The sequence below is a fragment of the Cupriavidus sp. 22TCCZM01-5 genome (assembly GCF_057798915.1).
This window is the reverse complement of the sequence record NZ_JBYOJR010000006.1, coordinates 165,085-190,437: the sequence shown is the minus strand read 5'-3', so window position 1 is coordinate 190,437 and position 25,353 is coordinate 165,085. Positions and strand designations below refer to the sequence as shown.

Genomic DNA, 25,353 nt, shown 5'->3' with positions numbered 1-25,353 from the left:
TCGCGCCGCACAAGCGGCACTCGGAAATTGCAGGCGAATCACGCATTTTAGCGCGGCTAGCAAAAAGGGCCCGCTTTCAGCGGGCCCTGCAGACTCTGACCGGTTCCGGCCGGCTTACTTCAGGGTCTTGAGCCGGTTGGTGGCGGCCTGCGCCCCTTCGGTGCCCGGATACTTGGCCACCACCTGCTCCAGCGTCTTGCGGGCCGCGGCCTTCTGGCCCGATTCGAGCTGGTTGTTGGCGATGGCGATCATGGCATCCGGCGCCTTCGGGTGCGTGGGGTTCGCCTGCAGCATGTTCTGCAGCACCGTGGTCGAGCCCTTGTAGTCGCGCTGCGCATAGAGCGAGTTGCCGAGCCAGTACTGCGCCAGCGGCAGGTACGGGCTCTGCGGATACTTCTTGGCGAACGCGGCAAAGGAACTGCCCGCGCTCTTGAAGTCGCCGGCCTGGAACTGCTTGAGCGCGGCGTCATACTCGGGCTTCTCGTTCGGCTGCACCATGCCCTCGCGGCCATCCACGGTGGCCTGCTGCGGCTCGAACTTCTTCAGGCGCGCATCCAGGTCCGCGTAGTAGTCCTTCTGCTGCTTCTGCAGCGTATCCACCGTGTTCTGCAGCACCTCGTTCTGGCCACGCAGCCGGGCTACCTCCTGACGGAGGCCTTCCAGCTGGTTCTGCATGTCGATCGTGGTGCGGCTGTTCTGCTCGATGCGCTGCGTCGCCGTCGCCTGGAAACCGTTGAACTGGTCGCGCAGGGTGAGGACCGCGCGGCGCGCCTCGTCATCGTCGAACACCCCGGCACGGGCCGGGGCAAGGGGCAGCATGGCCGCGCCGGAAACGGCGGCAAGCCACAACAGGGTGGAAACGCGTGCTTTCATGGATGGCCTGTACGCGGATCGGATCAGTAGTTGATGTCGGCGCGGCGGTTTTCAGCCCAGGCAGCCTCGTCGTGGCCCGTTGCCTTCGGCTTTTCCTTGCCCAGGCTCACGGCTTCCATCTGGTTGTCAGGCACGCCCATGGTCGCCAGCGAACGGCGCACCGCCTCGGCACGCTTCTGGCCCAGCGCCAGGTTGTACTCGCTGGTGCCACGCTCGTCGGTGTTGCCCTGGATCAGAATCTTGCGACCCTTGTTGGCGCTCAGGTACTTGGCGTGATCGCCCAGCATGCCCTGGTAGTCCTGCTTCACGCTGTAGCTGTCAAAGTCGAAATACACGCTGCGCTTGGCCAGCGGGCTGTTCGGATCGTTCAGCGGGTCGCGCGAGACGTCCACGGGTTGCACGGTGCGGGCATCAGCGCCGCCGCCCTTGTTTGCGCCGGCATTGGCGGTATCGTCCAGCTTCACGCCAGAGCTGCAGGCGCCCAGGGCCAGCAGGGCGGCAACGGCAAGGGTTTTGGTCATCAGTTGGGACATGGCGAGAGACTCCTGTTATTGCGTTATTGCATGAAAGGACCCCAGGACGGCTCGCGCACATCGCCGGACTGGAGGGACAGAACCTGCCGGGTACGCCCGTCAGTGGACACCGCCGCCAGCACCGCGCGGCCGCCCACGCGGGTGGCGTAAAGGATGTACTTGCCGTTGGCGGCAAAGCTCGGCGCTTCGTCATTCGACGTATCGGTCAGCGAAGTGACGTCGCCGTTGGTCAGGTCCTGCAGCTGCAGCTTGAAGCCGCCCGTACGCGTGATGTACGCCAGGTACTTGCCGTCCGGCGAGATCCGCGGGCTGACGTTGTAGCTGCCCTTGAACGTTACGCGTTGCGCGCTGCCCGCTTCCTCGCCGCCTGCCGGCATGCGATAGACCTGCGGGGCACCGCCGCGGTCGCTGGTGAAATAGATGCTCTTGCCGTCCGGCGAATACTGCGGCTCGGTGTCGATGGCGCTGCTGCGGGTCAGGCGGCGGATGCCCGAACCATCGGCATTGACCTGGTACACCTGGGTATTGCCGTCGCGCGAAAGCGCCACGGCCAGGTGCTGGCCATCCGGCGACCACGACGGCGCGCTGTTGTTGCCCTTCTGGTTGGACACCAGCGTGCGCTTGCCGGTGGCCAGGTCGTGCACATACACCACCGGCTTCTTGGCCTCGAACGAGACATAGGCCACGCGGCGGCCGTCCGGCGACCACGACGGCGAGATGATCGGTTCGTTGCTCGTCAGCGCCACCTGCGAGTTCTGTCCGTCCGAATCGGAGATCAGCAGCTGGTAGCGGCCGCCGACGCGCGAGACGTAGGACAGGCGCGTGGCAAACACGCCACGCTCGCCCAGCAGCTTCTCGTAGATGTAGTCGGCGATCTTGTGGGCCGTCACGCGCAGCTGACCCTGGTTGACGTTGTACGCCAGGCCGCCCAGGCTCTGGCCCTTGACGGTGTCATACAGGCGGAAGCGCACTTCGTACTGGCCGTTGCCCGAAGGGGTCACGCTGCCGGCGACGAACGCATCGGCACCGCGTCCCTTCCAGCTGCCGAGATCGACATTGGCCGACTCGGCCACCGTGGCGCCGCCCGGATCAACGTTGCGGAAACGGCCACTGCGCGCGAGGTCGCTGCGGATGATGGCGGTCAGGTTCTGCGGGGCCTGGGCCTCGCCCTGGAAATTCGCCGTGGCGACCGGGAACTGGCTCGAGCCAACCCCCGAAATCTCAACGTTCAGTTGCGCCTGTGCGGCGCCGGCGGACAAGGCCATCGCGGTGGCCAGCCAGACCATCAGCGCGTGGCGGCCGACGAGCCGGGTTGCGGCTCGGGTTGCGGCCTGGTTTGCTTGGTGCCGCTTCGCGGACATCCAGTTGGGGGCCCAAAGCTTTCGCATGCTGCTCCTCAGTCGATTTCAGGATTCATCGGGCATGGCGGGCAGACAGCAGAACAGGCGTGGATGCGCACGGCGCATGTCCGTTCCACGTACGTATCGCACGCTGCCGGCCGCGTCAGGCAACCTGTCATGGTAGCGGTGGGACTGGCACCGGTTAATGAAGGTTGCATTATGTTGCAATTCATGGCGCCCGGGTCACTTAGTCCTTGGGACGGAAAGTGATGGTGAAGCCGGCAGGCGCCTTGCCATTCTCGTCGCGCGGCAGCGGGTCCGAGCGCTCGACGGCGCGCAGCACGGCGTTATCCCAAGCCGAATTGCCACTGGACTTGCTCAGCCGCGCCGACATCAGCGAGCCGTCCGGCGCAAGCTGCACGGACACCACGGCAGTCGGGTTGCCCGGCACATCCTCGGTGAAGACGATGTTGGGCTTGACCTTGCGACGCACGCGATCGGCATACCCTGGCGAAGCCTTGCCACCACCGCCAGCACCCGCACCGGCCGTACTGCCCACACCGCCACCGCCCTGGCCACCCGCGCCGGCACCGCCGGCCAGAGCCTGCAGTCGCGCCAGCTCGCCCTTGCGCTGGGCATTGGCCGCAGCTTCGCGCTTGGCCTTGGCGTCGGCATCCGCCTTGGCCTTGGCTTGCGCGTCCGCCTTGGCCTTGGCGTCGGCATCCGCCTTGGCTTTCGCTTCGGCCTTGGCCCTGGCATCAGCCTCAGCCTTAGCTTTCGCCTGCGCGTCGGCCTTGGCCTTCGCCTCGGCTTCCGCTTTCACCCTGGCCTTGGCATCGGCTTCCTTGCGCTCGCGCTCCCGCTCGGCTTGCTCGCGGTGCTGCTGCTCCTGCTGGGCGGCCTTCTTCCTTGCGTCTTCCTTGCGTTGCGCCTCCTGGCGCTCGGCTTCCTTGCGCTCGGCTTCCTTGCGCTCCGCCTCTTTGCGTTCCGCTTCCTTCCGAGCGGCTTCCTTATGCGCAGCCTCTTCGCGCGCGGCCTGCTCGGCGGCGCGGCGCTTCTGGCGCTCCAGCGCGATATCGGCCTCTTCCTCGACCTTGCTTTTCACCTCGGGCGCCGGCGGCGCGGGACGCGGCTGCACCACCGGCTCGGGTGGCGCCGGCGGTGCGGGAGGCGGTGCGGTGGTGGCGGGAATCTCATCCCACAGCTCCGCTTCGGAACCGACCGGCGTGCTGCTCTGCCAATGCACGCCGTAGTACAGCACGATGCCAAGCAGCAGGTGCATGAAGAGCGCGAGCAGGAAGGAACGCAGGGTTCCCCGCTCCTTCACCGGCTGGTAAGGAAAGGCGGCAGCGGTCGTCATCGGGCGCGGCATTCGGACAGGCATCTCACGCAGCAAGCGCGTTCTACTTGGACTTCACCATCAGGCCGACGCGCTTGATGCCGTCGGCCTTGAGCACCGACATGACGTCGAGCACGGACTCGTATTTGACCGACCGGTCGGCGGCAATCACCACCGGCTGGTCCGGGTTCTCGTTCTGGCGCTGGTGCACGAATTCGAGCAGGCCGTTCTTGTCGAGCTGGCGCTCGAAGGAATTGCCGGCGTTGTCCTTGCCGCGCGCGGTCAGCGCACCGTCCTCGTGCACCGTCACAACGATCGGCGGCGCCTTCTGCTGCGGCGTGGCGTTGGCCACGGTCGGCAGGTCGACGACGGCGGGGCTGACGATCGGTGCCGCCACCATGAAGATGACCAGCAGCACGAGCATCACGTCAATATAAGGCACGACGTTGATCTCGGCACTGGCCCGGCGGCGCGATCCGCCGCGGCGCTGAATAGCTGCCATTGCTGTGCTCCCGGGCGTTCAGTCGGTCAGCGGGTCTGCCGCTGCAGGATGTTCAGGAATTCTTCCATGAAGCTCTCGAACCGGATCGCCAGGCGATCGATTTCCGTGGCGTAGCGGTTATAGGCGATCACGGCCGGGATTGCCGCAAACAGGCCGATTGCGGTTGCCACCAGCGCTTCGGCGATGCCGGGAGCCACCGATGCCAGCGTCGCCTGCTGCACGTTCGACAGGCCGCGGAAGGCGTTCATGATCCCCCACACGGTGCCGAACAGGCCGATATACGGGCTCACCGAGCCGACCGAGGCCAGGAACGGCAGGTGCGATTCGAGCACGTCCATTTCGCGCTGGTAGGCAGCGCGCATGGCGCGGCGGGCGGCGTCGAGCAGTGCGCTCGCTTCGTTGCCACGCTCGCGCGCCTTCAGGAATTCGCCCATGCCGGATTCGAAAATCCGCTCCAGCGCGCCGGTGTTGTGCCGGTTGTTCACCGCACTGTTATATAGCGCCTGCAGGTCGCCGCCGGCCCAGAAGTCGCGCTCGAACCCTTCCGTCTGCGTGCGCGCCGAGCGCAGCGCCAGATGCTTGCGGAAGATATAGGTCCAGGAGAACAGCGACATGACGAGCAGCAGCGCCATGACGGCCTGTGCGAGCAGGCTGGCGTGCATCACCAGCGAAATGATCGACAGGTCTTGCGTGACGGTCACGGGATTCATCGGGCGGTCTTGATGGTAGCCAGGACAGGGGCGGGAATGGGAGATGGACGGAAAGTGCTTCGATCGACACAGCCAACGCGGATCTGGCCGCTGGCGAGCAAGGTCTCGCCGCGCCACGCCTCTTGCGCGAACTGCACCGATGCGGGTCCTACGCGTTCAATGCGCGTGCGGATCTCAAGCTGGTCGTCGAGTCGGGCAGGCGCATTGTAGTCGAGCGCTGTGCTGCGGACGATGAACACCACGCCGGCCTTATCAGCCAGCGCCTGCTGCTCGACGCCAAGCGAGCGCAGCCACTCGGTTCGGGCGCGCTCGAAGAATTTGAGATAGTTGGCGTAGAACACTACGCCGCCCGCGTCGGTGTCTTCCCAGTACACCCGCAGGGTCCAGACAAAGTTTGTCATGGCCGGGATTGTAACGGAGAGCGAGACGGCTTCGGTGTTAACCCGCAGGACGAGTTTGCAACAGCAAGTTGCGGGCCGCGCCGCGCCTGGCGTTGCGGGCCATAGGACGCGGCTTGCGGCAAATCCCCGCCTCACGCTACACTGCGCCCAACCATTCCATCTTGCGCGACTGGCGATGTCAGTGGGTACTACCACGAGGAAGCGCAAGTTCTCTGGCGTGAAGTTTCAAGCGCCTGCCGCTCGCCTGGGCAGCGAATGGGAAGCAGGGTGCGCCCTGCGCCGACGGTTCACGCAGTTCCGCCGGTGCCGGCCGCCAATCGCTTTCCCCGCGCGCCCTACCCCGAAGCAGTAATCGGATTCCCTTTTTTCAGACGAGTTTCGCCATGTTCGAACGCAGCCGCTATACGATCGACCAGATCGACCCCGAGGTCTTTGCCGCCATCCAGAAGGAAAACCAGCGCCAGGAAGATCACATCGAACTGATCGCCTCCGAGAACTACACCTCGCCGGCCGTGATGGCCGCGCAGGGCTCGCAGCTGACCAACAAGTACGCCGAGGGCTATCCTGGCAAGCGCTACTACGGTGGCTGCGAGTATGTCGACATGGTCGAGCAACTCGCCATCGACCGCGTCAAGCAGCTGTTCGGCGCCGAAGCCGCCAACGTGCAGCCGAACTCGGGCTCGCAGGCCAACCAGGGCGTGTACTTCGCCGTGCTGAAGCCGGGCGACACCATCATGGGCATGAGCCTGGCCGAAGGCGGCCACCTGACTCACGGCATGGCCCTGAACATGTCGGGCAAGTGGTTCAACGTGGTCAGCTACGGCCTGAACGCGCAGGAAGACATCGACTACGACGCGCTGGAAAAGCTGGCCCACGAAAAGAAGCCGAAGCTGATCATCGCCGGCGCCTCGGCCTTCGCGCTGCGCATCGACTTCGAGCGCATCAGCAAGGTTGCCAAGGCGATCGGTGCCTACTTCATGGTCGACATGGCCCACTACGCCGGCCTGATCGCCGCGGGCGTCTACCCGAACCCGGTGCCGCACGCCGACTTCGTCACCACCACCACGCACAAGAGCCTGCGCGGCCCGCGTGGCGGCGTGATCCTGATGAAGGCCGAGCATGAGAAGGCCATCAACTCGTCGATCTTCCCGGGCATCCAGGGCGGTCCGCTGATGCACGTGATCGCCGGCAAGGCCGTGGCGTTCAAGGAAGCACTGACGCCGGAATTCAAGGCTTACCAGGAACAGGTGGTCAAGAACGCCGCCGTGCTGGCCGAAACGCTGATCGCACGCGGCCTGCGTATCGTCTCGGGCCGCACCGAAAGCCACGTGATGCTGGTCGACCTGCGCGCCAAGAACATCACCGGCAAGGAAGCCGAGCGCATCCTGGGCGAAGCGCACCTGACGGTGAACAAGAACGCCATCCCGAACGATCCGGAAAAGCCGTTCGTGACCTCGGGCATCCGCGTCGGCTCGCCGGCCATGACCACGCGCGGCTTCAAGGAAGAAGAAGCGCGCATCGTCGCCAACCTGATCGCCGACGTGCTGGACAACCCGCACGACGCCGGCAACATCGCCAGCGTGCGCGAGCAGGTGTCCGCACTGACCAAGCGTTTCCCGGTCTACGGCTGATGCCGCGCAAGGCCGCCCGCGAGGCGGCCGGCAGCCCCGCGGGCGCGCCGTCGCGCCGCTTGCGGGCCTCGCCAACCCGCCCTGTTGCCGCAGAAGGACAAGATACCAAGGCGACGGGGCTCTAATCTGAAGGTGGTCAGGCATGAAATGCCCCTTTTGCGGACATTCCAATACCCAGGTGCTCGACACGCGCATGTCTGAAGACGGCGATGCCGTGCGCCGGCGCCGGCGCTGCGAAGCCTGCGACCGCCGCTTCACCACCTACGAACGGATCGAACTGTTCTTCCCGGCCATCGTCAAGAAGAACGGCTCGCGCGTGGACTACAGCCGCGCCAAGCTGAAGGACTCGATGCGGCTCGCGCTGCGCAAGCGCCCTGTTTCCGCCGAAGCCATCGACGAAGCCATCACCCGCATCGAAGAAAAGCTGCTGGCGCTCGGCCAGAAGGAAATTCCGAGCAGCCAGGTCGGTGAACTCGTCATGCGAGAGCTGCGCAAGCTCGACAAGATCGCCTATATCCGCTTTGCTTCGGTGTACCGGAGTTTCGAGGACGTTGCCGAGTTTTCCGATGTGCTGGCCGAGGTGACCTCAGGCAACCACAAGCGCTAGCGCCACGCGTTCAGCGTTCAGCGTTCAGCGTTCAGCGTTCCCAGCAATTCTGCAGGTACGCCGCCGGGTTCGCGCCGACGGTATTGAGCCGCGTGCCAATCTGGTCCAGCGCCACGGCATCGACGCAACCAAATTTGCCAGTTTCGCTACGTTCGTCTACGGATCGGCGACCCGCGGGGCGGTACTTTGACGACCTCATCTCTACCGTCGCCGAGTGCCATGCCGCCTTGTTTCCGCTCACTCCGTTACCGTCGCGGCCACGCCCTGGCCGAGTCGCTCTGCGCGCTGCTGCTCGTCAGCGCCGGCCTGATCCCGCTGGCCAGCGTGGGGACCACGGCGCTGACGCGGCTACGCGGCCACGAGCAACTCGCCCAGGCTATGCGAGCCGCCGGAGAAATCGTCGAGACCGCGGAGCTGGACGTAACACCGATGCACCGGTTCGATCCGCTCCCGACCGAAAGCTGTCCGCGGCTACCAGACACGGTGCAAGCCGCTTGCCCGGGTGGTGGCAAGCTGGCCATTGCCAGACTGGCAGCCGGAGAACCGGGTTCAGCGGCCGCGCTGCGGGGCATCGCACTGTGGATGCAGCCATGAGGTCACGCCTTGCACATCACCATCTTCGCAATCTGGCGGCGAGTGGCTTCACACTGACGGAGATGATGGTCGGCCTGGCGCTGGGACTGGTGGTCACGGCGGTCGCCGGCACCGCGTTCCTGCTTTGCCGCGCAGCCTATCTCGTTACGGCGGAGCGGGCCCTGCTCGAGGAACGCGGACAGCGCGCGTTGAGTGTCCTCTCGCTCCTGATCCGGCAGGGCGGCTGGCGTCCCGATCCGGCCGCCAGCGCGCCGGCGCAGCCCGCGATCAGCGGCGCGGACAATTGCGGCCAGCCATCCATGGCAGCCATTCCGGGCTGCGGCAAACCCGGTGTGGCGGGTAGCGACGCGCTGCTGATCCGCTTCAGCGGCAGCGGCCAGGCGCGCGATGCCGCCATGCCCGACCAGACCATGATCGACTGCAGTGGCTACGCCGTTGCCGCGCAGGGACCGGACACCTCCGCCGGCGCGAACTATGTCGCGGCAAATCTCGTCTACGTGGCCATCGCCAGCGATGGCGAGCCCCAATTGCTTTGCCGCTACCCGGCGCGCCGAAACGGGCGCATCGACGGCAGCGGCTGGACATCGGGCGCGATCGTGCGGGGCGTGGAGTCGATGCAGATTCGTTACGGCCTGCGCGAACACGACCAGAAACCCGGCATCTTCCTTCGTGCGGACGAGGTCAGCGCCCTGGGCGAAGACGCATGGCACCGCGTGACAGCGGTGCAGATAGCACTGGCCTTCCGGCTGGAAGGACGCAGCGCCACGCCACCGGGCATGCAGGCAACGGCCACCCATGCTCACATCGACAATGCCATGGCCGACGCCCTCGACACGCTCCCCGGATATAGCCGGAACACATGGCGGGTCTTCGCCACAACTATCCGCGTGCGAAACATGCCGCAATGTCTGGAGACATTGTGCTAGCCCCACCCATGCCCCACATCCGCCCGATGCACGGCGGCGCGACACTGCTGTTCGCCGCAACGCTCCTGTTGCTCGCGGAATTCACTGCCGCCGCCACGCTGCAGTTCCTGCTCTCCACCCGCCAGCTCGCCACGTTGCAGCTCGACAGGGAAATCGCCTTCCGGGCTGCCGAAGTGGCGCTGCTGGATGGAGAGGCGGACCTGCTCGGTGCGGCAGCAGGCCGCGGTCGGCCTGAGCGTCTCGATCCGCTTCCGGCAAGCGGGACTTGCGGCAAGGGCATGCAGGCCGGAGTCTGCATGCCGGCTCCCGACAGCGTGCCCGTGTGGCAAGCGTGGCTGTCGGGCACGGGGCTCGCCGACGAAATCGGCGTGCCGTTTGGTACGTTTACCGGCAATGCGATGCCAACGTTGCCGCAAGGCATGGCCGGTGCGGTCATCCCGCCGCGCTATGTTGCCGAGCCGACTGGCGACGTCGCTGGCTCCAGCGGATACGGGCCGCAGCCGGCCGTCCCGCGCTTTCGCGTCACTGCAATCGGCTTTGGCCGGACCCGGGATACTACAGTCGTGGTCCAGAGCGTGATCCAGCCATGAGCCCGCTGACCATGATCGTCATTGTCCTGGCCTGGCTCTTGTCGCTGTCGTCGGCTGCATGGGCCAGCACGGTTGCGGACATGCCCGCCGGCAATCTCCCCCTCTCATACCAGTCCCGCAACGGCGCTTATCCCTGGACCGGCCGCCTGTACGCACTTGGGTGGAGTCTGCAGCATCAAGCTCCGGAGACCGTCCCTCACGAGAGGCTCTGGGAAGCCGGCGCAGCGCTCGATGCCAAGCCGGTGGCCGCACGGCGTCTTTACACTTCGGTCGCCCCCATAGGCCCGGACTCGGAACGCCTGGTACCTCTGCAGTGGCCCGCACTCGATGCGGCAGGTCCGCTCAAGGCGCCCGGTGCAGGCAACGGCGTATCCGAGGGAGACAAGCTCGCGTGGCTGCGCGGCGAGCGCAACAACACCGCGTTGCGTCCGCGCGAGACGCGCATGGCCAATGCCCGCGTAGCGCGCGTGCTGGTCGTTCGCCCGCCGCAATGGCAACCCGGCAAAGCCGGCCATGCTGCCTTCCGGGAGCGGCATCGCACGCGGCCGCACATGGTCTGGCTGGGCACCACGGACGCGTTGCTGCATGGATTCGATGCCGTCAACGGCGAGGAGCTTGTCGCCTACCTGCCGCGGACTTTGCTGCCGCAGGCAATCGCCATGGCCGACCCGAAAGGCGCGCTAGCACCCGCACCCTGTCCACGACCGGAGGCGGCGGACGTCGTGATCCACCGTGAGTGGCGTACCGTGCTGCTGTGCGGCATGCCGGCTGCTGCCAAGGGTGACAGTCCGCCTGGAGTGTTCACGCTGGATATCACTGATCCAACGGAGCTCGCGCCGCTCCGCCTCTTGTGGGAAATGACAGCAACGGCCTCGCTGCCGCTATCTGCCCGTGGCCCGGTTCGCGCCGCGGCCTTTGCCGGCAACGACGGTCTCCGGTCGTTCGCTGTCACCACTGTCGACGCGCGCCCCGACAGCCCGGCATCCCGTCCGGGCCTGGCCCTGATACCGCTGGATCAAGCCGCAGGAGAATCCGCACAGACCTGGCCGCTGCCCGAGCGCGACTGCACCGGCGCACCGGTGACATCGGCAATTGCCGGCGTCAGTGTCCTGAGTGACATGACCGGGGCGACGCTGGCCATCTATGCCACCGACGATAGTGGCCAGCTCTGGCACTTCCCCTTAGCCGACGCTACGCGACGCCCTGCCCCGGGCACCCCGAGTTGCCGGCACCGGCTGCCGGTAGTCGCCGGGACGGAGCATGCGGAGCCTCCATTGCTGACGGGCTCTTCTGCTTCGCCGCTCGTCATATATGGCCAAGGCCGCGAAATCGCTGCCATTCCCTCCCGCTCGGGCGGGCCCCCAACCCGCATCACGGCCCAGCCCGCCGACGGAGGATTCCTGCTGCGCGCCCCGCCCGGCCAGCACGGCACGGCCGCCGAAGCCGGCTGGCACCTGACTCTGCCGAATCCCGGGGAACAGCTCGACGCGCTGAGCGATGCGTTTCCCGGCTACCTCCATTTCACGACCCGTGCCGCCGACGGGCTTCAGCGGGCCTATCTTGTGCTGGCGGCTACCGGCGAATCCGCGGGCCGTACCCAGGAAGGCGCACCGCTGCAGGCGTTCGTGACCGGACAGGCGGTCGCGGCCGAAGGCGGCTTCGTCCTGACGAGTACCCCAGGATCTGCCCCGCGTCAGCAAGCAGGTGCCAGCAGCACGCACGCTCACACGATCACGCTGTGGGCCGTGGACCAGGCGTCCGCCCGGCCGCTGTCGACGACCATCGCAACGCGCCGCACTGGCCGCATCAGCTGGCGCGAAGTCGTGGCTCCCATGCAGCGGGACGCCCCATGAGGCCCGCACCTCCCCCCGATCGCAAAGCCTCGGCGCAACAGGCGTTCAGCCTCATCGAGCTGTTGATCGCGCTCGCCATCTTGGCGATCCTCGCCGCAGTCGCCGTGCCGGCATGGAGCCAGTATCTTGAGCGCGGCTGGCGGACGCAGGCGCGCGCGGAGCTGGTCGCGGCGATGCTGGAGCTTGAGCAGCACGCGCTGGCGGCCGCCACGTTTGCCCTGCAGCCGGGCAGTGACATCGCCGCCGGGAACTGGCCCCGGCCAGTTCCGCCCGGGCCAAATCCCCGCCACGTTCTTACGGCTGCCGCGTGCCCGCACGCCGGCCTGGATGCCTGCGTCGAGATCCGGGCGACACCGGTGGCGCCGGACCATCGCTGTGGCGTGCTCATCCTGCGCAGCACGGGCCAGCGACTGAACCTGCCGGGAGGCACCGCGCACGCCGCTCAGTCGGAATCGGACTGTTGATATGCGCAAATCAGCACAGCATCATCCAGACGGCTTCACTCTGGCAGAACTGCTGGTTTGCCTGGCAGTCCTCGCGGTACTGGGAGCGGTGGCCTATCACCTCGCCGGCGTCCTGATGGCCCGCCAGCAGGTAACGATCGCCGCCGACCGGCTCGCCGCATCGCTAGCGCTGGCGCGCGGCACGGCCCTGGCCCGGCGCGTCGAAGTCGCCTTACAGCCGCTCGACGGCCGCCTTGTGCTGGATCATGGCTGGCAACTGGTGGCCACAAACGGACGCCGGCGCCTGGAACAGGACGCCACCGTCCTGTCGGTCGTCCAGCTCGACGCGCCGTGCCTGTCAGTCGTCCTGCGACAGACCGCGCGCGCCAGCAACGTCCTGCGATTCGCAGCTGTGGGATACTCTCGGTCTGAGCAAGGCGGATTTCAGGCCGCCACTTTCACGCTCAGCTGCCGCGGCGAGCAGCGCCAGGTTCGCTTGGGAGCGCAAGGACGGATCCGCCTTTGCACGCCCGGGCATGACAAGGACTGCGAGGCATCGGGCGAACCCGCCCCGCCCTGACAGCCGTACGCACACCAAACGCCCAGCGGGCAAGAGTCACCGGCCAAATGTTTTCCGATTCCGACCACGCCGCCATGCAGCAAGCGCTCGCGCTTGCCGCGCGCGGCATGTTCACCACCACTCCCAATCCACGCGTCGGCTGCGTGCTGAGCAAGAACGGCCAGATCATCGGACAAGGCTTCACCCAGCCGGCCGGGCAGGACCATGCCGAGATCCAGGCGCTGAAGGACGCGCAGGCACGCGGCATCGACCCGGCCGGCGCGACCGCTTACGTGACGCTGGAGCCGTGCAGCCATTTCGGCCGCACGCCCCCTTGCGCGGACGCGCTAGTGCGCGCTGGCATCGCCCGCGTGGTCGCGGCCATGGAAGACCCCAATCCGTCGGTTTCGGGCCGCGGTCTGCAGCGGCTGCGCGACGTCGGCATCGACGTGCGCTGCGGGCTGCTGGAAAAGGAAGCGCGCGACCTGAATATCGGCTTCGTATCGCGCATGACGCGCGGCTTGCCGTGGGTGCGGATCAAGGTTGCGGCATCGATGGACGGCGGCACGGCCCTGCACGACGGCACCAGCCAGTGGATCACCGGGCAGGCCGCACGGGACGACGGCCATGCCTGGCGCGCGCGCGCGTGCGCCATCCTGACCGGCATCGGCACGGTGCGCGACGACAATCCGCAAATGACCGTGCGCGCCATCCCGACGCCGCGCCAGCCGCAGCGCGTGCTGGTGGACTCGCGCCTGGAAGTGCCGCTTGACGCACGCATTCTGACGCCTGACAGCGGCGACTTTGCCAAGCCAGTGCTGGTGTTCTGTGCGGTGGACAACCGCGAACGACGCCACGCGCTGGAGGCCCGCGGTGCCGAGGTGGTCGTATTGCCGAACCCGCACGGCAAGGTCGAATTGCGCCAGATGATCGAGGAACTGGGCCGGCGCAACATCAACGAACTGCATGTCGAGGCCGGCTTCAAGCTCAATGGTTCGCTGATCCGCGAGCGGTGCGCCGACGAACTGCTGATCTACCTGGCCCCCAAGCTGCTCGGCGACGCGCAGGGCATGTTCAACCTGCCGCCGCTGCCCCGGCTGCAGGATGCGGCAACGTTCCGCTGGCATGATGTGCGCCAGATCGGCGAGGACCTGCGCCTGATCGCGCGCCGCAACGACGCCTGACCTCGGCCTGATATTTACCGACGGCGTGGATGCCACGCCGGTTACCGAACCCCGACTTTCGAGAACGCATCATGTTTACTGGCATTGTGGCGGCCGTGGGCCGCATCGAGACCGTCACCGCGCTCGGCGCAGGCGACGCCGGCGTGCGCCTGCACGTGGCCGCCGGCGGGCTGGACCTTACCGACGTGGTCATCGGCGACAGCATCGCCATCCAGGGCGCGTGCATGACGGTGATCGCCATGACCGCCGACAGCTTCGACGTGGAAGTCTCCCGTGAATCGCTGGACAAGACCGTCGGGCTGGAACGCGCCGGCCGCGTCAACCTGGAAAAGGCCCTGCGGCTGGCCGACCGGCTCGGCGGGCATCTGGTCTCTGGCCACGTCGACGGTCTCGGCGAGGTCGTGCACTTTGCCCCGGTCGGCGAATCGCACGAACTGCGTGTGCGCGCCCCGCGCGAACTGGGCCGCTACCTGGCGTACAAGGGCTCGGTTGTCGTCAACGGCGTGTCGCTGACCGTCAACCGTGTCAGCGACGAGGCCGACGGCTGCGAGTTCTCGATCAACCTGATTCCGCACACGGTGGCAGTCACCACCTTGCAGGAACTCAAGCCGGGCAGCCGCGTGAACCTGGAGATCGACTTGATTGCCAGGTACGTGGAAAGAATGCTGTCGGCGCCAAAGGAAAACCTCTCCGCCTGATTCAGGCAGCGCATTGGCGCATCAGGGCATTCAGCCGTACGCGACAACTTGCCATGCCATAAACCGCCCGCGCCTGCGCGGGCGGTTTTGCTTCGTGTGGTCATGGACGGCAATCGTCTTTCCGCGCGCCCCCTCTAGTCTTCGCTGTTGTCCGCGCCAACCGTCTCCCGCACCTTCCGCGCCAGAATCCAGTCCGAAAGTGTCGGAATCGCCGCTTTCGCACCAAAAAGTGCACGATTATTGGCACAAATATTGCTCTTGCCGCAACCAGTCAGGGCGCACGACCGCTACCAGGGCGCCTGCGAAAACAATGAACAGGGGGAAGAGAATTGGCAAGCGCAGATCGCATCGTTGAACTGTCCCACCATGTGGGCCGCGTCGCGGACCGGAAAATCTCGGGCATTGCGGAAATCAACCGCGAGACAAAGTTTCTCGCGCTGAATGCGCTGATCGAAGCCGCTCGCGCGGGCGATGCCGGACGCGGCTTCAGCGTGGTGGCAAGCCAGGTAAAGCAGGTATCCGAGCGCATTTCGGCCATCACCGGGGAACTCACCAGCGAACTTGCCGGGTCCATCTCCGAACTCACACAGCTCGGCGACGCGATGATCGGGCAGATGCGCGACCACCAGGGCCAGCGCTTCGCCGACATGGCGCTGAACATGATCGAACTGATCGACCGCAACCTGTATGAGCGTTCGTGCGACGTGCGCTGGTGGGCCACCGACGCGGCCATCGTCGCCGCCGCGGCGCAGGCCGAGGCATCTGCCTGCGCCTGGGCCAGCAAGCGGCTCGGCATCATCCTGGACAGCTATACGGTCTACCTCGACCTGTGGGTCATCGATGCGCACGGCCGCGTGATCGCGAATGGCCGCCCTGGCACCTACGGCAGCGTGGCCGGGCGCATGGTGTCGGGCGTGGACTGGTTCCGCCGCGCCATGGGTACCGCGTCGGGCCAGGACTATATCGCCCACGACATTGCCGTGTCGCGCTTCCTGAACCAGGCAGAAGTGGCAACCTACGCCACCGCGATCCGCGCCGGCGGCAAGGCCGATGGCGAGCCGATCGGGGTGCTGGCCATCTTCTTCGACTGGGCGCCGCAAGCCGCCGCGGTGGTCAGGAATGTGCGGCTGTCCGAGGAAGAATGGCGGGGCACGCGTTGCCTGCTGCTCGATTCCGGACGGCGCGTGATTGCGGCGTCCGACGGCTCCGGCGTGCTGGACGAAGTATTCCCGCTGCAGGACGGCAACGCCCCCTCAGGCTTCTACACGGACAATGCCGGCCGGCTGGTTGCCTTCGCCCGCACGCCGGGCTACGAAACCTACCCCGGCATGGGATGGTATGGCGTGATCGTTCACGACCCCCGGCAAACCGCCCGCCAATACGCGCAGTAGCAGCTTTCCCGCGCGGTGCTTCAGACGCCGCGCAGAATCCCGGCCAGCGCGTGTGCTGGCGCGGGGACACTCCCGCCTTGCCTGCCTTGGCGTACAATATCCGGTTTGACGATGCGAGCCCCTGGCTGCCGCCCGATGGCCGGCCTGGCGCACACCCGCAGCAGTCCCCGCATGTTTGAGCCGCCGCCCGCCGGCTGGCCGCTTATCCGCCCCTTATTGCCGCCCAGCAAGCCATGACAATCGCCCGTACCGAAGACATCATTGCCGACATCCGTGCCGGCCGCATGGTCATCCTCGTGGATGAAGAAGACCGCGAGAATGAAGGCGACCTGGTCCTGGCTGCCGATTTCGTCACACCCGAAGCGATCAATTTCATGGCCAAGTATGGCCGCGGCCTGATCTGCCTGACATTGACGGCCGAACGCTGCCGCCAGTTGAACCTGCAGCCGATGGTCAGCCGCAACGGCACCCAGCACGGCACCAACTTCACGGTATCGATCGAAGCCGCCGAGGGCGTGACCACCGGCATTTCCGCGGCAGACCGCGCCCGCACGGTGGAAGCCGCCGTCGCACGCGACGCCAAGCCGTCCGACCTGGTGCAGCCGGGGCACATCTTCCCGCTGACCGCCCAGCCCGGCGGCGTGCTGATCCGCGCCGGCCACACCGAAGCCGGTTGCGACCTCGGCGCCCTGGCCGGCCTGACGCCGGCTGCCGTGATCTGCGAGATCATGAAGGACGACGGCACCATGGCGCGCCTGCCCGACCTGATCGAATTCGCGCGGGAACACGACCTGAAGATCGGCACCATTGCCGACCTGATCCACTACCGCAGCCGCACCGAGAGCATCGTCGAGCGCGTGGGCGAGCGGTCGATGGAAACCCCGTACGGCACCTTCCACAGCATCGCCTACCGCGACAAGCCCACCGGCCATGCCCACCTGGCGCTGGTCAAGGGCACGCCCACGGTGGACAAGGAAACGCTGGTGCGCGTGCATGAGCCCCTGTCGGTGCTCGACCTGCTGGAAGTGTCCCGCACCACCCATTCGTGGAGCATGCCGGCAGCGCTCGAAGCCATCGCCCAGGCCGAAAGCGGCGTGATGGTGCTGCTCAACTGCGGCGACTCGGCCGAACAGCTCTTCACCCAGTTCACCGCGCTGGACGAACCCCAAAGCCGCCCGCGCCGCAAGCCGGACCTGCGCACCTACGGCATGGGCGCGCAGATCCTGAAGGATGTGGGCGTGGGCAAGATGCGCGTGCTGGCGGCCCGGCAGCGCATGCCCAGCATGACCGGCTACGACCTGGAAGTGACCGGCTACCAGCCCATGAACGGGCAGGCCGACTGAGACTGAATATCCTGGCAGCCGCGCCCGGTCGTGGCCGCCACCCCCGAACTCTGGAGAACTGAACAATGGATCACGGCTTCTACCCCAGCAACCTCGACGGTGAAGGCCTGCGTATCGGCATCGTGCAGGCCCGCTTCAACGAGCCGGTCTGCGCCGAGCTGCTCGAAGCCTGCGTGGCCGAGCTGGAAAAGCTCGGTGTCGAAGGCGAAGACACCCTGGTGGTGACCGTGCCGGGCGCGCTGGAAGTGCCGCTGGCACTGCAGAAGATGGCCGAAAGCGGCCAGTTCGACGCACTGGTGGCGCTGGGCGCCGTGGTGCGCGGCGAAACCTACCATTTCGAGCTGGTCTCGAACGAGTCCGGCGCCGGCATCACCCGCGTTGGCCTGGACTTCAACGTGCCCATCGCCAACGGCATCCTGACCGTCGACACGGACGAGCAGGCCCATGCCCGCACGCGCGAGAAGGGCCGCGACTGCGCCCGCGCCGCCGTCGAAATGGCCAACCTGGTGGTCGCCCTGGATTCGCTGCGCGAGCACAACGGCGACGATGAAGACGAGAACGACGATGAGTGACACGCCTGAAACCGGCAAGCCGGCGGCCGGCGCCAAGCCCGCCGCCCGCACCGAAGCCAAGGCCCCGCCCAAGAGCGCGCGCCGCCGCTCGCGCGAACTGGCCCTGCAGGGCCTCTACCAGTGGCTGCTGAACCGCAACGACATCGGCGCGATCCAGGCTCACCTGCACGACGCACAGGGCTTCAACAAGGCCGACGGCGAGCATTTCGACGCGCTGCTGAATGGCGCCGTGCGCGAAGAGGCCCGCCTGACCGCGGCCTTCGAGCCGTTCCTGGACCGCACGGTCAATGAACTGTCGCCGGTGGAACGTGCCGCCCTGCTGGTGGGCAGCTATGAGCTCGTGCATTGCGTCGACATCCCCTACAAGGTCGTGATCAACGAAGCCGTTGAACTGACCAAGACCTTTGGCGGCGTCGAGGGCTACAAGTACGTGAACGGCGTACTGGACAAGCTCGCCGCCCAGGTGCGCTCGGCCGAGGTCGCCGCGCGCCGCTGAAGCACCGGGCCCGCGGGCCCCGCCCTGCTTCGATACGACACCCGCGCGAGCGGGTGTTTTCACTTCCAATCATTGCCAGCCTGTAAAGGCACAGCCCAAACCGCCATGGACCTGCAGCGCCTTGCCACCGCCTCCCGCCTCGCCAATATCGAAGCCTTCCACGTCATGGAGCTGGCCAAGCAGGCTAACGAGCTGGAACGCGCCGGCCGCCACATCATCCACATGGGAATCGGCGAGCCGGACTTCACCGCCGCCGAGCCGGTCGTGCGCGCGGCGGAAGCCGCCATGCGGCGCGGCGTTACGCAATACACCGGCGCGCTGGGCATCCACGCGCTGCGCGAGGCGATCGCCGGCTACTACAAGACGATGTACGGCCTGGAGATCCCGGCGCGGCGCGTGATCGTCACGGCCGGGGCCTCGGGCGCGCTGCTGCTCGCTTGCGCGGTGCTGGTGGAGATCGGTGCCGAGGTACTGATGCCGGACCCGAGCTACCCCTGCAACCGGCATTTCGTCGCGGCTTTCGATGGCGCGGCGCGCATGATCCCGAGCGGCCCCGCCGAGCGCTTCCAGCTGACGGCCGCGCAAGTCGAAGCGCACTGGAACGAGCGCACGCGCGGCGTACTGCTGGCCTCGCCGTCAAACCCGACCGGCACCTCGATCCTGCCCGAAGAACTCGCGCGCATCCTGCAGGCGGTGCGCGCCCGCCAAGGCTTCGCCATCCTCGACGAGATCTACCAGGGCCTGTCTTACGATGCGCCGCCGGTCTCGGCACTGAGCCTCGACGACAACGTCGTGACCGTCAACAGCTTCTCGAAGTACTTCAACATGACCGGCTGGCGCCTGGGCTGGCTGGTGGTGCCGGACGCGCTGGTGCCCGATTTCGAGAAAGTGGCGCAGAACCTCTTCATCTGCGCATCGGCCGTGGCGCAGCATGCCGCGCTGGCCTGCTTCGAGCCGGACGCAATGGCCATCTATGACGAACGCAAGGCCGAATTCCGCCGCCGCCGCGACCTGATCGTGCCGGCGCTGGAATCGCTCGGCCTGCACGTGCCGGTCATGCCGGATGGCGCCTTCTATGTCTACGCGGATTGCCGTGGCGTGAACCACGCCGCCGCCGGCGATGCCGACAAGCTGACCCAGGCGATGCTGCACGATGCCGGCGTCGTCATGGTGCCCGGCCAGGATTTCGGGCCCCACACGGCGCGCGACTACATCCGGATCTCCTACGCGACCTCGCGCCAGAACATCGAGCAAGCCATGGAGCGGCTGCAAAAGCTGTTCCGCTGATCCGCTGTTCCGCTGATCCGCTGATCCGCCGGGCTGCACAGGCAAAAGAAAAAAGCACCCCGCGGGGTGCTTTTTCGTCTCGGCGCAAGACGCCGCTCAGGCGCTCTGCTGCGTGTTGCTCGCCGCCTCCAGCTTCTCGCCGTTCTGGCGGTGCTCCGCCTGCGCCTTGCCCTCGGCAGCCTTCTCGGCCTGCGCGTCGGCAACGCGCACGCCCAGCAGCTGGCGCAGGCGTGCGCGCTCGGCCAGCACCTTGGCGCCGTAGCCGCCGTCGGTATTGGTGGTGGCACCCACGTAGTACTTCAGGCCGCCTTCGATCGAACCGGCGCGGGCAATGCAGTCCTTCAGCACCAGTGCGCCGATCTTGATATTGGCGTACGGGTTCAGTGCAGCGGCCACGCCGCCGACGGCTTCGTACTTGTCCTGGTGCACCTTGGTCATGACCTGCATCAGGCCCTGCGCACCGACACCGCTTTCGGCATACGGATTGAAGCTGGACTCGATCGCGATCACGCCCAGGATCAGCAGCGGGTCGATACCGACCTCGCGGCCCGTCAGGTAGGCTGCCTTGACCAGTTGCGCGGTGGCCTGCGCCGCCACGCGGTACTTGCGCGCAATATACTCAGCCACGGCCGCCTGTTCGCGCGCGGAGCCAAGCGCGCTGGTGCTGCGGGCGTCGAGCGCCACGCGGGTCACCGGGATCTGGGCCGCCAGGTGGGCCACGGATGGCACTTTGGCGGCTGCCGCCACGCTCCATTCATCCACGCCCGACACGGTCGGCAGGCCGGCGCGGCCGTAACCGAGCCTGGCCGCCGCGGCATCCGCCGAACTCGACGGTACGGCGGTACTTGCGGTAGCGGTAGCGGGCGCCGCAGCCCCCACGAGCACTGCGGGCGCTTCATCGCCGGCAAGCAACGCCGCCAGCGTGGTGCGCCATTCCTGGCTCAGCGACAGCGAGACGGCCGTAACGACCGATACCACGCCGAGGCTGTTCAGGGCGTACTTCAAAGTTGTGCGGCCACCGCGCAAGGCGCGGCCCGCGACCGGATGCGCGAACCGGAACTGAAATGCCCGATTCACTCCGGGTACCGGCTTTCTGAGGCGGACCTGCAATGCCCGCCCGATGCCGGGAAGATGAAGGGTTTTCCAACCGCTCATGCTTACCTCCATCCGTTGCCCGCTGCGCGCGCCCAGACAGCTGCACGCACCCGATCTCAACGTACTCAAGTAAGGATGCTGCGCTGCCTAGCAGTGGCAACCAGCACCTGTTGGTGGGCGCTCCCCATGCGCCCAACTAGAAACAGGGCACGCTCTTGGGGGAACGCGCCCTGCCACGGACAACTCAATACGCTCCGGCGAGTCGCCAGAGCGGCCGGTCGGGCCTCATGTCTGTCGGGCCACCGCTACCGGTCTGGATGGAGGAATCTTCTGCTCACAAATTTCTATGTGCACCCCTTGACACAAGGGGAGATTCCATGTTGCGTCGCAACAGTCCATCGAGCAGACGCGATTGTAGGAACGCTTTTATAACCAGTCAAGCATAACGATTTATCATAACCATACTTTTTGTTATTAGTAACAAGGCACCCCAGGTCGCGCAAGCGCCACTCGATTGCCCGGAATCGTAGGCCTGGCCTAGGCCCATACCGATTCGAGCGAGGCGCCGGGGATCAAAAAACTTACAATTTGCGTTGACGCAAATAAGCGATTTTTTTGCCGGGACGCCTGCGCGTGTGTATCGTGGCACACACCGCAGCCACGCACCGGCGCTGCTGCGACGCCACATCAGGACCTGAATTCACTATGCAATACAAAGACTTGCGCGATTTCATCAACCAGCTCGAGCAGCTGGGAGAGCTGCGACGCACGCGCGTGCCGGTGTCCCCCAACCTGGAAATGACGGAGATCTGCGACCGTCTGCTGCGCGCTGGCGGGCCGGCTGTCCTGTTCGAGCGTCCGGCCGGCTTTGGCAGCCCTGAGGGCATCTATGGCGTCCCGGTACTCGCCAATCTCTTCGGGACGACGCACAGGGTGGCGCTGGGCATGGGCGCGGAATCGCTCGAAGACCTGCGCGACATCGGCCGCGTGCTGTCGGCCCTGAAGGAGCCCGAGCCGCCACGCGGACTGCGCGAGGCCGGCAAGCTGTTCACGCTGGCCAAGTCGGTCTGGGACATGGCGCCCAAGCGCGTCAGCAGCCCCGCCTGCCAGGAGATCGTCTGGGAAGGCAATGACGTCGACCTGGCGCGCTTGCCGATCCAGACCTGCTGGCCCGGCGATGCCGCGCCGCTGATCACTTGGGGGCTGGTCGTCACCAAGGGCCCGCACAAGAAGCGCCAGAACCTTGGGATCTACCGCCAGCAGGTGATCAGCCGCAACCAGGTCATCATGCGCTGGCTGGCGCACCGCGGCGGCGCGCTCGACTTTCGCGAACACGCGCTGGCCAATCCCGGCAAGCCGTTCCCGATCGCGGTGGCGCTCGGCGCCGACCCGGCCACCATCCTCGGTGCGGTCACGCCGGTGCCGGACACGCTCTCCGAATACCAGTTCGCCGGCCTGCTGCGCGGCAGTCGCACGGCACTGGCCGGCTGCCTGACGCCGACACTGTCCGAACTGAGCGTGCCGGCCTCGGCCGAGATCGTGCTGGAAGGGCATATCCAGCCCGACCCGGACCATCCGTCGGGTTACCAGCACGCGCTCGAAGGCCCCTATGGCGACCACACCGGCTATTACAACGAGCAGGACTGGTTTCCGGTCTTCACGATCGACCGCATCACCATGCGGCGCGACCCGATCTACCACTCGACCTACACCGGCAAACCGCCCGATGAGCCGGCGGTGCTCGGCGTGGCGCTCAACGAGGTGTTCGTGCCGCTGCTTCAGAAGCAGTTCCCGGAAATCACCGACTTCTACCTGCCGCCCGAAGGCTGCAGCTACCGCATGGCGCTGGTGCGCATGAAGAAGCAGTATGCCGGCCACGCCAAGCGCGTGATGTTCGGCGTGTGGAGCTTCCTGCGCCAGTTCATGTACACCAAGTTCATCGTGGTCGTGGACGACGACATCGACGTGCGCGACTGGAAGGAAGTGATCTGGGCCATCACCACGCGCGTCGATCCGGCGCGCGACACGGTCATGGTGGAGAACACGCCGATCGACTACCTGGACTTTGCCTCGCCGGTGTCCGGGCTCGGTTCCAAGATGGGCATCGACGCCACCGATAAGTGGCCGGGCGAGACCACGCGCGAATGGGGCCGTACGATCAGCATGAATCCGGCCGTGAAGGCCAGGGTGGACGACATGATGGCCACCCTGTTCGACCATCCCGCCAGCGCGTGAGCCCGGGCGCCGCTATCATGGCAGGCTGAACCGCGGAGCGGCGCGAGACGCACCCGTGCCGCCCCGTTCGCCTTCACCATCCGATGCCCGCGACAGACGGGCGCCAGGAGGAGACATGACCACCCTTGCAGAAGGGAAAGAAGGGAAGCTGATGTGGACGCCGTCTGCCGCATTCCGCGACGGCAGCCAGCTCGCGCAGTTCATGCGCTGGCTGCAGCGCGAGCGCGGGCTCGCGTTCGACGACTACGCCAGTCTCTGGCGGTGGTCGGTCACCGAGATCGAAGCTTTCTGGGATGCGGTGCGCGCGTACTTCGACGTGCGCTTCGACACGCCCGCGCAAAGTGTGCTGGACCGGCGCGTGATGCCCGGCGCGCGCTGGTTCGAGGGCGCGAGCCTGAACTACGTGCAGCAGGTGTTCCGCCACGCCGGCAGCGGCGCGGCCCGCCAGCGCGCGGCCATCCGCCATGCAGGCGAGAATCGCCCCCTTGAAGACCTGAGCTGGGATACGCTCGAAGCCCAGGTTGCGTCGCTCGCGCATGCGCTGCGCCAGATGGGCGTACGCCGCGGCGACCGCGTGGCCGGCTACCTGCCGAATATTCCCGCGACCATCGTCGCCTTCCTCGCCACGGCCAGTCTCGGCGCGGTATGGTCGGGCTGCGCGCCGGACATGGGCCAGGTCGCGGTGATCGACCGTTTCCGCCAGATCGAACCGCGTGTGCTGATCGCGGTCGACGGCTATCGCTACGGTGGCAAGGATTATGACCGTGCCCCGGTGGTGGCGGATCTTGTCGCCGCCCTGCCCTCGCTCACCGATGTCGTCATCGTCCCGCACACTGGCAACCGGGTCATCGCACGCGATGGCGTAAGCGTCCATGCATGGCAGGACGTGCTGTGCCACCGCGTGCCGCTCGCCGTCGAATCGGTGCCCTTCGACCATCCGCTGTGGATCGTCTATTCGTCCGGCACCACGGGCATGCCCAAGCCGATCGTGCATGGCCATGGCGGCATCGTCATCGAGCAGCTCAAGCTGATGGCGTTCCACAACAACCTCGGCCCCGACGACGTGTTCCACTGGTACAGCAGCAGCGGCTGGATCATGTGGAACGCGCAGGTCGCCGGACTGCTGCTAGGCACGACCATCGCGCTCTATGACGGCAACCCGGCGTGGCCGGATGCAGGCGTGCTGTGGCGCTTTGTCGACGACGCGCGTGTCACGATGTTCGGCGCCGGCGCGGCCTTCTTCACCAACTGCATGAAGGCCGGCGTCGAGCCGGCGCGCATGGCCGACGTGTCGCGGCTGCGCGGCCTGGGCTCGACCGGCTCGCCGCTGCCGGAGGAAGCCTATGCATGGATCTACCGCCACGTGCGCAGCGATATCTGGCTGGTGCCCATGTCCGGCGGCACCGATTTCGCCGGGTCCTTCGTTGCCGGCTGCCCGCTGCTTCCGGTGTATGCGGGCGAGATGCAGTGCCGCTGCCTCGGCGCCAAGGTAGAGGCCTTTGACGAGATCGGACAAGCTCTGATCGACCAGGTCGGCGAACTGGTCTGCACCGAACCCATGCCGTCGATGCCGCTGTACCTGTGGGGCGACGCCGACGGCAAGCGCTACCGCGACAGCTACTTCGACACCTACCCCGGCGTGTGGCGGCATGGCGACTGGATTCGGATCACCGCGCGTGGCGGCGCCATCATCTACGGACGCTCCGACGCCACCATCAACCGGCACGGTATCCGCATGGGCACCAGCGAGCTGTACCGCGTGGTGGAAGAGCTGCCCGAAGTCCTGGACAGCATGGTGGTGGATCTCGAGTACCTGGGCCGGGATTCGTACATGCCGCTATTCGTGGTGCTGCGCGACGGACTGGTGCTGGACGATGCCCTGCGCGATACGCTGCGCAGCCGCATTCGCGACGCACTGTCGTCCCGCCACGTGCCCAACGAGATCCTCCAGGCGCCGGCCATCCCGCGCACGCTGTCCGGCAAGAAGATGGAAGTGCCAATCAAGAAGCTGCTGCTGGGGCATGCACCGCACAGCATCGCCAACCGCGATGCCATGGCCAATCCGGACAGCCTGGACTGGTATTTCGCCTACGCCGGGCGATATCTTGCGGCTCGGCAGGCAGACTCCGCCCCGGCCTGAACCGCCGTGCG

At 66.6% G+C, this 25,353-nt stretch carries 25 protein-coding genes and 1 riboswitch; of the genes, 17 read left to right on the top strand and 8 right to left on the bottom strand.

The features are described from left to right. Positions 1 to 114 precede the first annotated feature (114 nt). From ybgF to ybgC, 7 genes are all read right to left on the bottom strand, one after another. Positions 115 to 873 carry a tol-pal system protein YbgF gene (ybgF, locus tag AC3FNH_RS08505; protein ID WP_276098159.1) on the bottom strand — a complete coding sequence of 253 codons (759 nt, stop codon included), beginning with the start codon at positions 871 to 873 and terminating at the stop codon, positions 115 to 117. Between the two features lie 23 nt (positions 874 to 896). Continuing rightward, positions 897 to 1,406 (bottom strand): peptidoglycan-associated lipoprotein Pal, encoded by a 510-nt coding sequence (pal, locus tag AC3FNH_RS08500; RefSeq protein ID WP_276098160.1) that lies wholly within the window; start codon positions 1,404 to 1,406, stop codon positions 897 to 899. A gap of 23 nt (positions 1,407 to 1,429) precedes the next feature. After that, positions 1,430 to 2,794, bottom strand: a complete 1,365-nt coding sequence (gene tolB / locus AC3FNH_RS08495; RefSeq protein WP_488719738.1) for a Tol-Pal system beta propeller repeat protein TolB — start codon at positions 2,792 to 2,794, stop codon at positions 1,430 to 1,432. Positions 2,795 to 2,993: 199 nt separating this feature from the next. Beyond that, the gene (gene tolA / locus AC3FNH_RS08490; protein WP_488719737.1) at positions 2,994 to 4,106 is read right to left on the bottom strand and encodes a cell envelope integrity protein TolA; all 1,113 of its coding nucleotides are present in this window, start codon (positions 4,104 to 4,106) and stop codon (positions 2,994 to 2,996) included. Positions 4,107 to 4,149: 43 nt separating this feature from the next. Further along, positions 4,150 to 4,587 (bottom strand): protein TolR, encoded by a 438-nt coding sequence (tolR, locus tag AC3FNH_RS08485; RefSeq protein WP_276098163.1) that lies wholly within the window; start codon positions 4,585 to 4,587, stop codon positions 4,150 to 4,152. A gap of 26 nt (positions 4,588 to 4,613) precedes the next feature. Continuing rightward, positions 4,614 to 5,297, bottom strand: coding sequence for a protein TolQ (tolQ, locus tag AC3FNH_RS08480; protein ID WP_211954427.1), 684 nt, complete (start codon positions 5,295 to 5,297; stop codon positions 4,614 to 4,616). Then, positions 5,294 to 5,698 (bottom strand): tol-pal system-associated acyl-CoA thioesterase, encoded by a 405-nt coding sequence (ybgC, locus tag AC3FNH_RS08475; RefSeq protein WP_276098164.1) that lies wholly within the window; start codon positions 5,696 to 5,698, stop codon positions 5,294 to 5,296. Before ybgC ends, tolQ begins: the two co-directional genes overlap by 4 nt. A 155-nt stretch (positions 5,699 to 5,853) precedes the next feature. Continuing rightward, positions 5,854 to 5,955: riboswitch (ZMP/ZTP riboswitch) on the top strand. A gap of 126 nt (positions 5,956 to 6,081) precedes the next feature. On the opposite strand from ybgC, the gene glyA reads away from it, so the two are divergent. From glyA to AC3FNH_RS08400, 15 genes are all read left to right on the top strand, one after another. Next, positions 6,082 to 7,329, top strand: a complete 1,248-nt coding sequence (glyA, locus tag AC3FNH_RS08470) for a serine hydroxymethyltransferase (protein WP_488719736.1) — start codon at positions 6,082 to 6,084, stop codon at positions 7,327 to 7,329. A 142-nt stretch (positions 7,330 to 7,471) separates the two neighbouring features. Continuing rightward, positions 7,472 to 7,936, top strand: coding sequence for a transcriptional regulator NrdR (gene nrdR, locus AC3FNH_RS08465; RefSeq protein ID WP_276098166.1), 465 nt, complete (start codon positions 7,472 to 7,474; stop codon positions 7,934 to 7,936). Positions 7,937 to 8,155: 219 nt separating this feature from the next. After that, a complete protein-coding gene (locus tag AC3FNH_RS08460) occupies positions 8,156 to 8,530 on the top strand; it encodes a hypothetical protein (protein ID WP_488719735.1) in 375 nt (124 codons plus the stop codon). Beyond that, positions 8,527 to 9,456 (top strand): PilW family protein, encoded by a 930-nt coding sequence (locus AC3FNH_RS08455; RefSeq protein ID WP_488719734.1) that lies wholly within the window; start codon positions 8,527 to 8,529, stop codon positions 9,454 to 9,456. Before AC3FNH_RS08460 ends, AC3FNH_RS08455 begins: the two co-directional genes overlap by 4 nt. 8 nt (positions 9,457 to 9,464) lie before the next feature. Beyond that, complete coding sequence (locus AC3FNH_RS08450) at positions 9,465 to 10,046, top strand: pilus assembly PilX family protein (RefSeq protein ID WP_488719733.1); 582 nt, start codon at positions 9,465 to 9,467, stop codon at positions 10,044 to 10,046. Continuing rightward, positions 10,043 to 11,899: a pilus assembly protein gene (locus AC3FNH_RS08445; protein WP_488719732.1), complete on the top strand. Its 1,857-nt coding sequence runs from the start codon at positions 10,043 to 10,045 to the stop codon at positions 11,897 to 11,899. The genes AC3FNH_RS08450 and AC3FNH_RS08445 overlap by 4 nt, the downstream gene beginning before the upstream one ends. Continuing rightward, positions 11,896 to 12,363, top strand: a complete 468-nt coding sequence (locus AC3FNH_RS08440; RefSeq protein WP_488719731.1) for a prepilin-type N-terminal cleavage/methylation domain-containing protein — start codon at positions 11,896 to 11,898, stop codon at positions 12,361 to 12,363. The genes AC3FNH_RS08445 and AC3FNH_RS08440 overlap by 4 nt, the downstream gene beginning before the upstream one ends. A gap of 1 nt (position 12,364) precedes the next feature. After that, positions 12,365 to 12,922, top strand: a complete 558-nt coding sequence (locus AC3FNH_RS08435) for a GspH/FimT family pseudopilin (protein WP_488719730.1) — start codon at positions 12,365 to 12,367, stop codon at positions 12,920 to 12,922. Positions 12,923 to 12,969: 47 nt separating this feature from the next. Then, entirely contained in the window at positions 12,970 to 14,085 is a 1,116-nt protein-coding gene (ribD, locus tag AC3FNH_RS08430) for a bifunctional diaminohydroxyphosphoribosylaminopyrimidine deaminase/5-amino-6-(5-phosphoribosylamino)uracil reductase RibD (protein ID WP_276098172.1), read from the top strand. 71 nt (positions 14,086 to 14,156) lie between these two features. Further along, positions 14,157 to 14,783 carry a riboflavin synthase gene (locus tag AC3FNH_RS08425; protein WP_488719729.1) on the top strand — a complete coding sequence of 209 codons (627 nt, stop codon included), beginning with the start codon at positions 14,157 to 14,159 and terminating at the stop codon, positions 14,781 to 14,783. Between the two features lie 329 nt (positions 14,784 to 15,112). Further along, positions 15,113 to 16,174, top strand: coding sequence for a methyl-accepting chemotaxis protein (locus AC3FNH_RS08420; protein WP_488719728.1), 1,062 nt, complete (start codon positions 15,113 to 15,115; stop codon positions 16,172 to 16,174). A gap of 233 nt (positions 16,175 to 16,407) precedes the next feature. Then, positions 16,408 to 17,517 (top strand): bifunctional 3,4-dihydroxy-2-butanone-4-phosphate synthase/GTP cyclohydrolase II, encoded by a 1,110-nt coding sequence (gene ribBA, locus AC3FNH_RS08415; protein ID WP_488719727.1) that lies wholly within the window; start codon positions 16,408 to 16,410, stop codon positions 17,515 to 17,517. A gap of 65 nt (positions 17,518 to 17,582) precedes the next feature. After that, positions 17,583 to 18,089: a 6,7-dimethyl-8-ribityllumazine synthase gene (gene ribH / locus AC3FNH_RS08410; RefSeq protein WP_276098195.1), complete on the top strand. Its 507-nt coding sequence runs from the start codon at positions 17,583 to 17,585 to the stop codon at positions 18,087 to 18,089. Continuing rightward, positions 18,082 to 18,585: a transcription antitermination factor NusB gene (gene nusB, locus AC3FNH_RS08405; protein WP_276098196.1), complete on the top strand. Its 504-nt coding sequence runs from the start codon at positions 18,082 to 18,084 to the stop codon at positions 18,583 to 18,585. Before ribH ends, nusB begins: the two co-directional genes overlap by 8 nt. Before the next feature lie 105 nt (positions 18,586 to 18,690). Continuing rightward, entirely contained in the window at positions 18,691 to 19,872 is a 1,182-nt protein-coding gene (locus AC3FNH_RS08400) for a pyridoxal phosphate-dependent aminotransferase (RefSeq protein WP_488719726.1), read from the top strand. A gap of 96 nt (positions 19,873 to 19,968) precedes the next feature. On the opposite strand, the gene AC3FNH_RS08395 is transcribed toward AC3FNH_RS08400, so the two are convergent. After that, positions 19,969 to 21,027, bottom strand: coding sequence for a lytic transglycosylase domain-containing protein (locus AC3FNH_RS08395; RefSeq protein WP_488719725.1), 1,059 nt, complete (start codon positions 21,025 to 21,027; stop codon positions 19,969 to 19,971). 645 nt (positions 21,028 to 21,672) lie between these two features. On the opposite strand from AC3FNH_RS08395, the gene ubiD reads away from it, so the two are divergent. Continuing rightward, complete coding sequence (ubiD, locus tag AC3FNH_RS08390; RefSeq protein ID WP_488719724.1) at positions 21,673 to 23,202, top strand: 4-hydroxy-3-polyprenylbenzoate decarboxylase; 1,530 nt, start codon at positions 21,673 to 21,675, stop codon at positions 23,200 to 23,202. Between the two features lie 115 nt (positions 23,203 to 23,317). Then, positions 23,318 to 25,342 (top strand): acetoacetate--CoA ligase, encoded by a 2,025-nt coding sequence (locus AC3FNH_RS08385; RefSeq protein WP_488719723.1) that lies wholly within the window; start codon positions 23,318 to 23,320, stop codon positions 25,340 to 25,342. Positions 25,343 to 25,353: the final 11 nt, after the last annotated feature.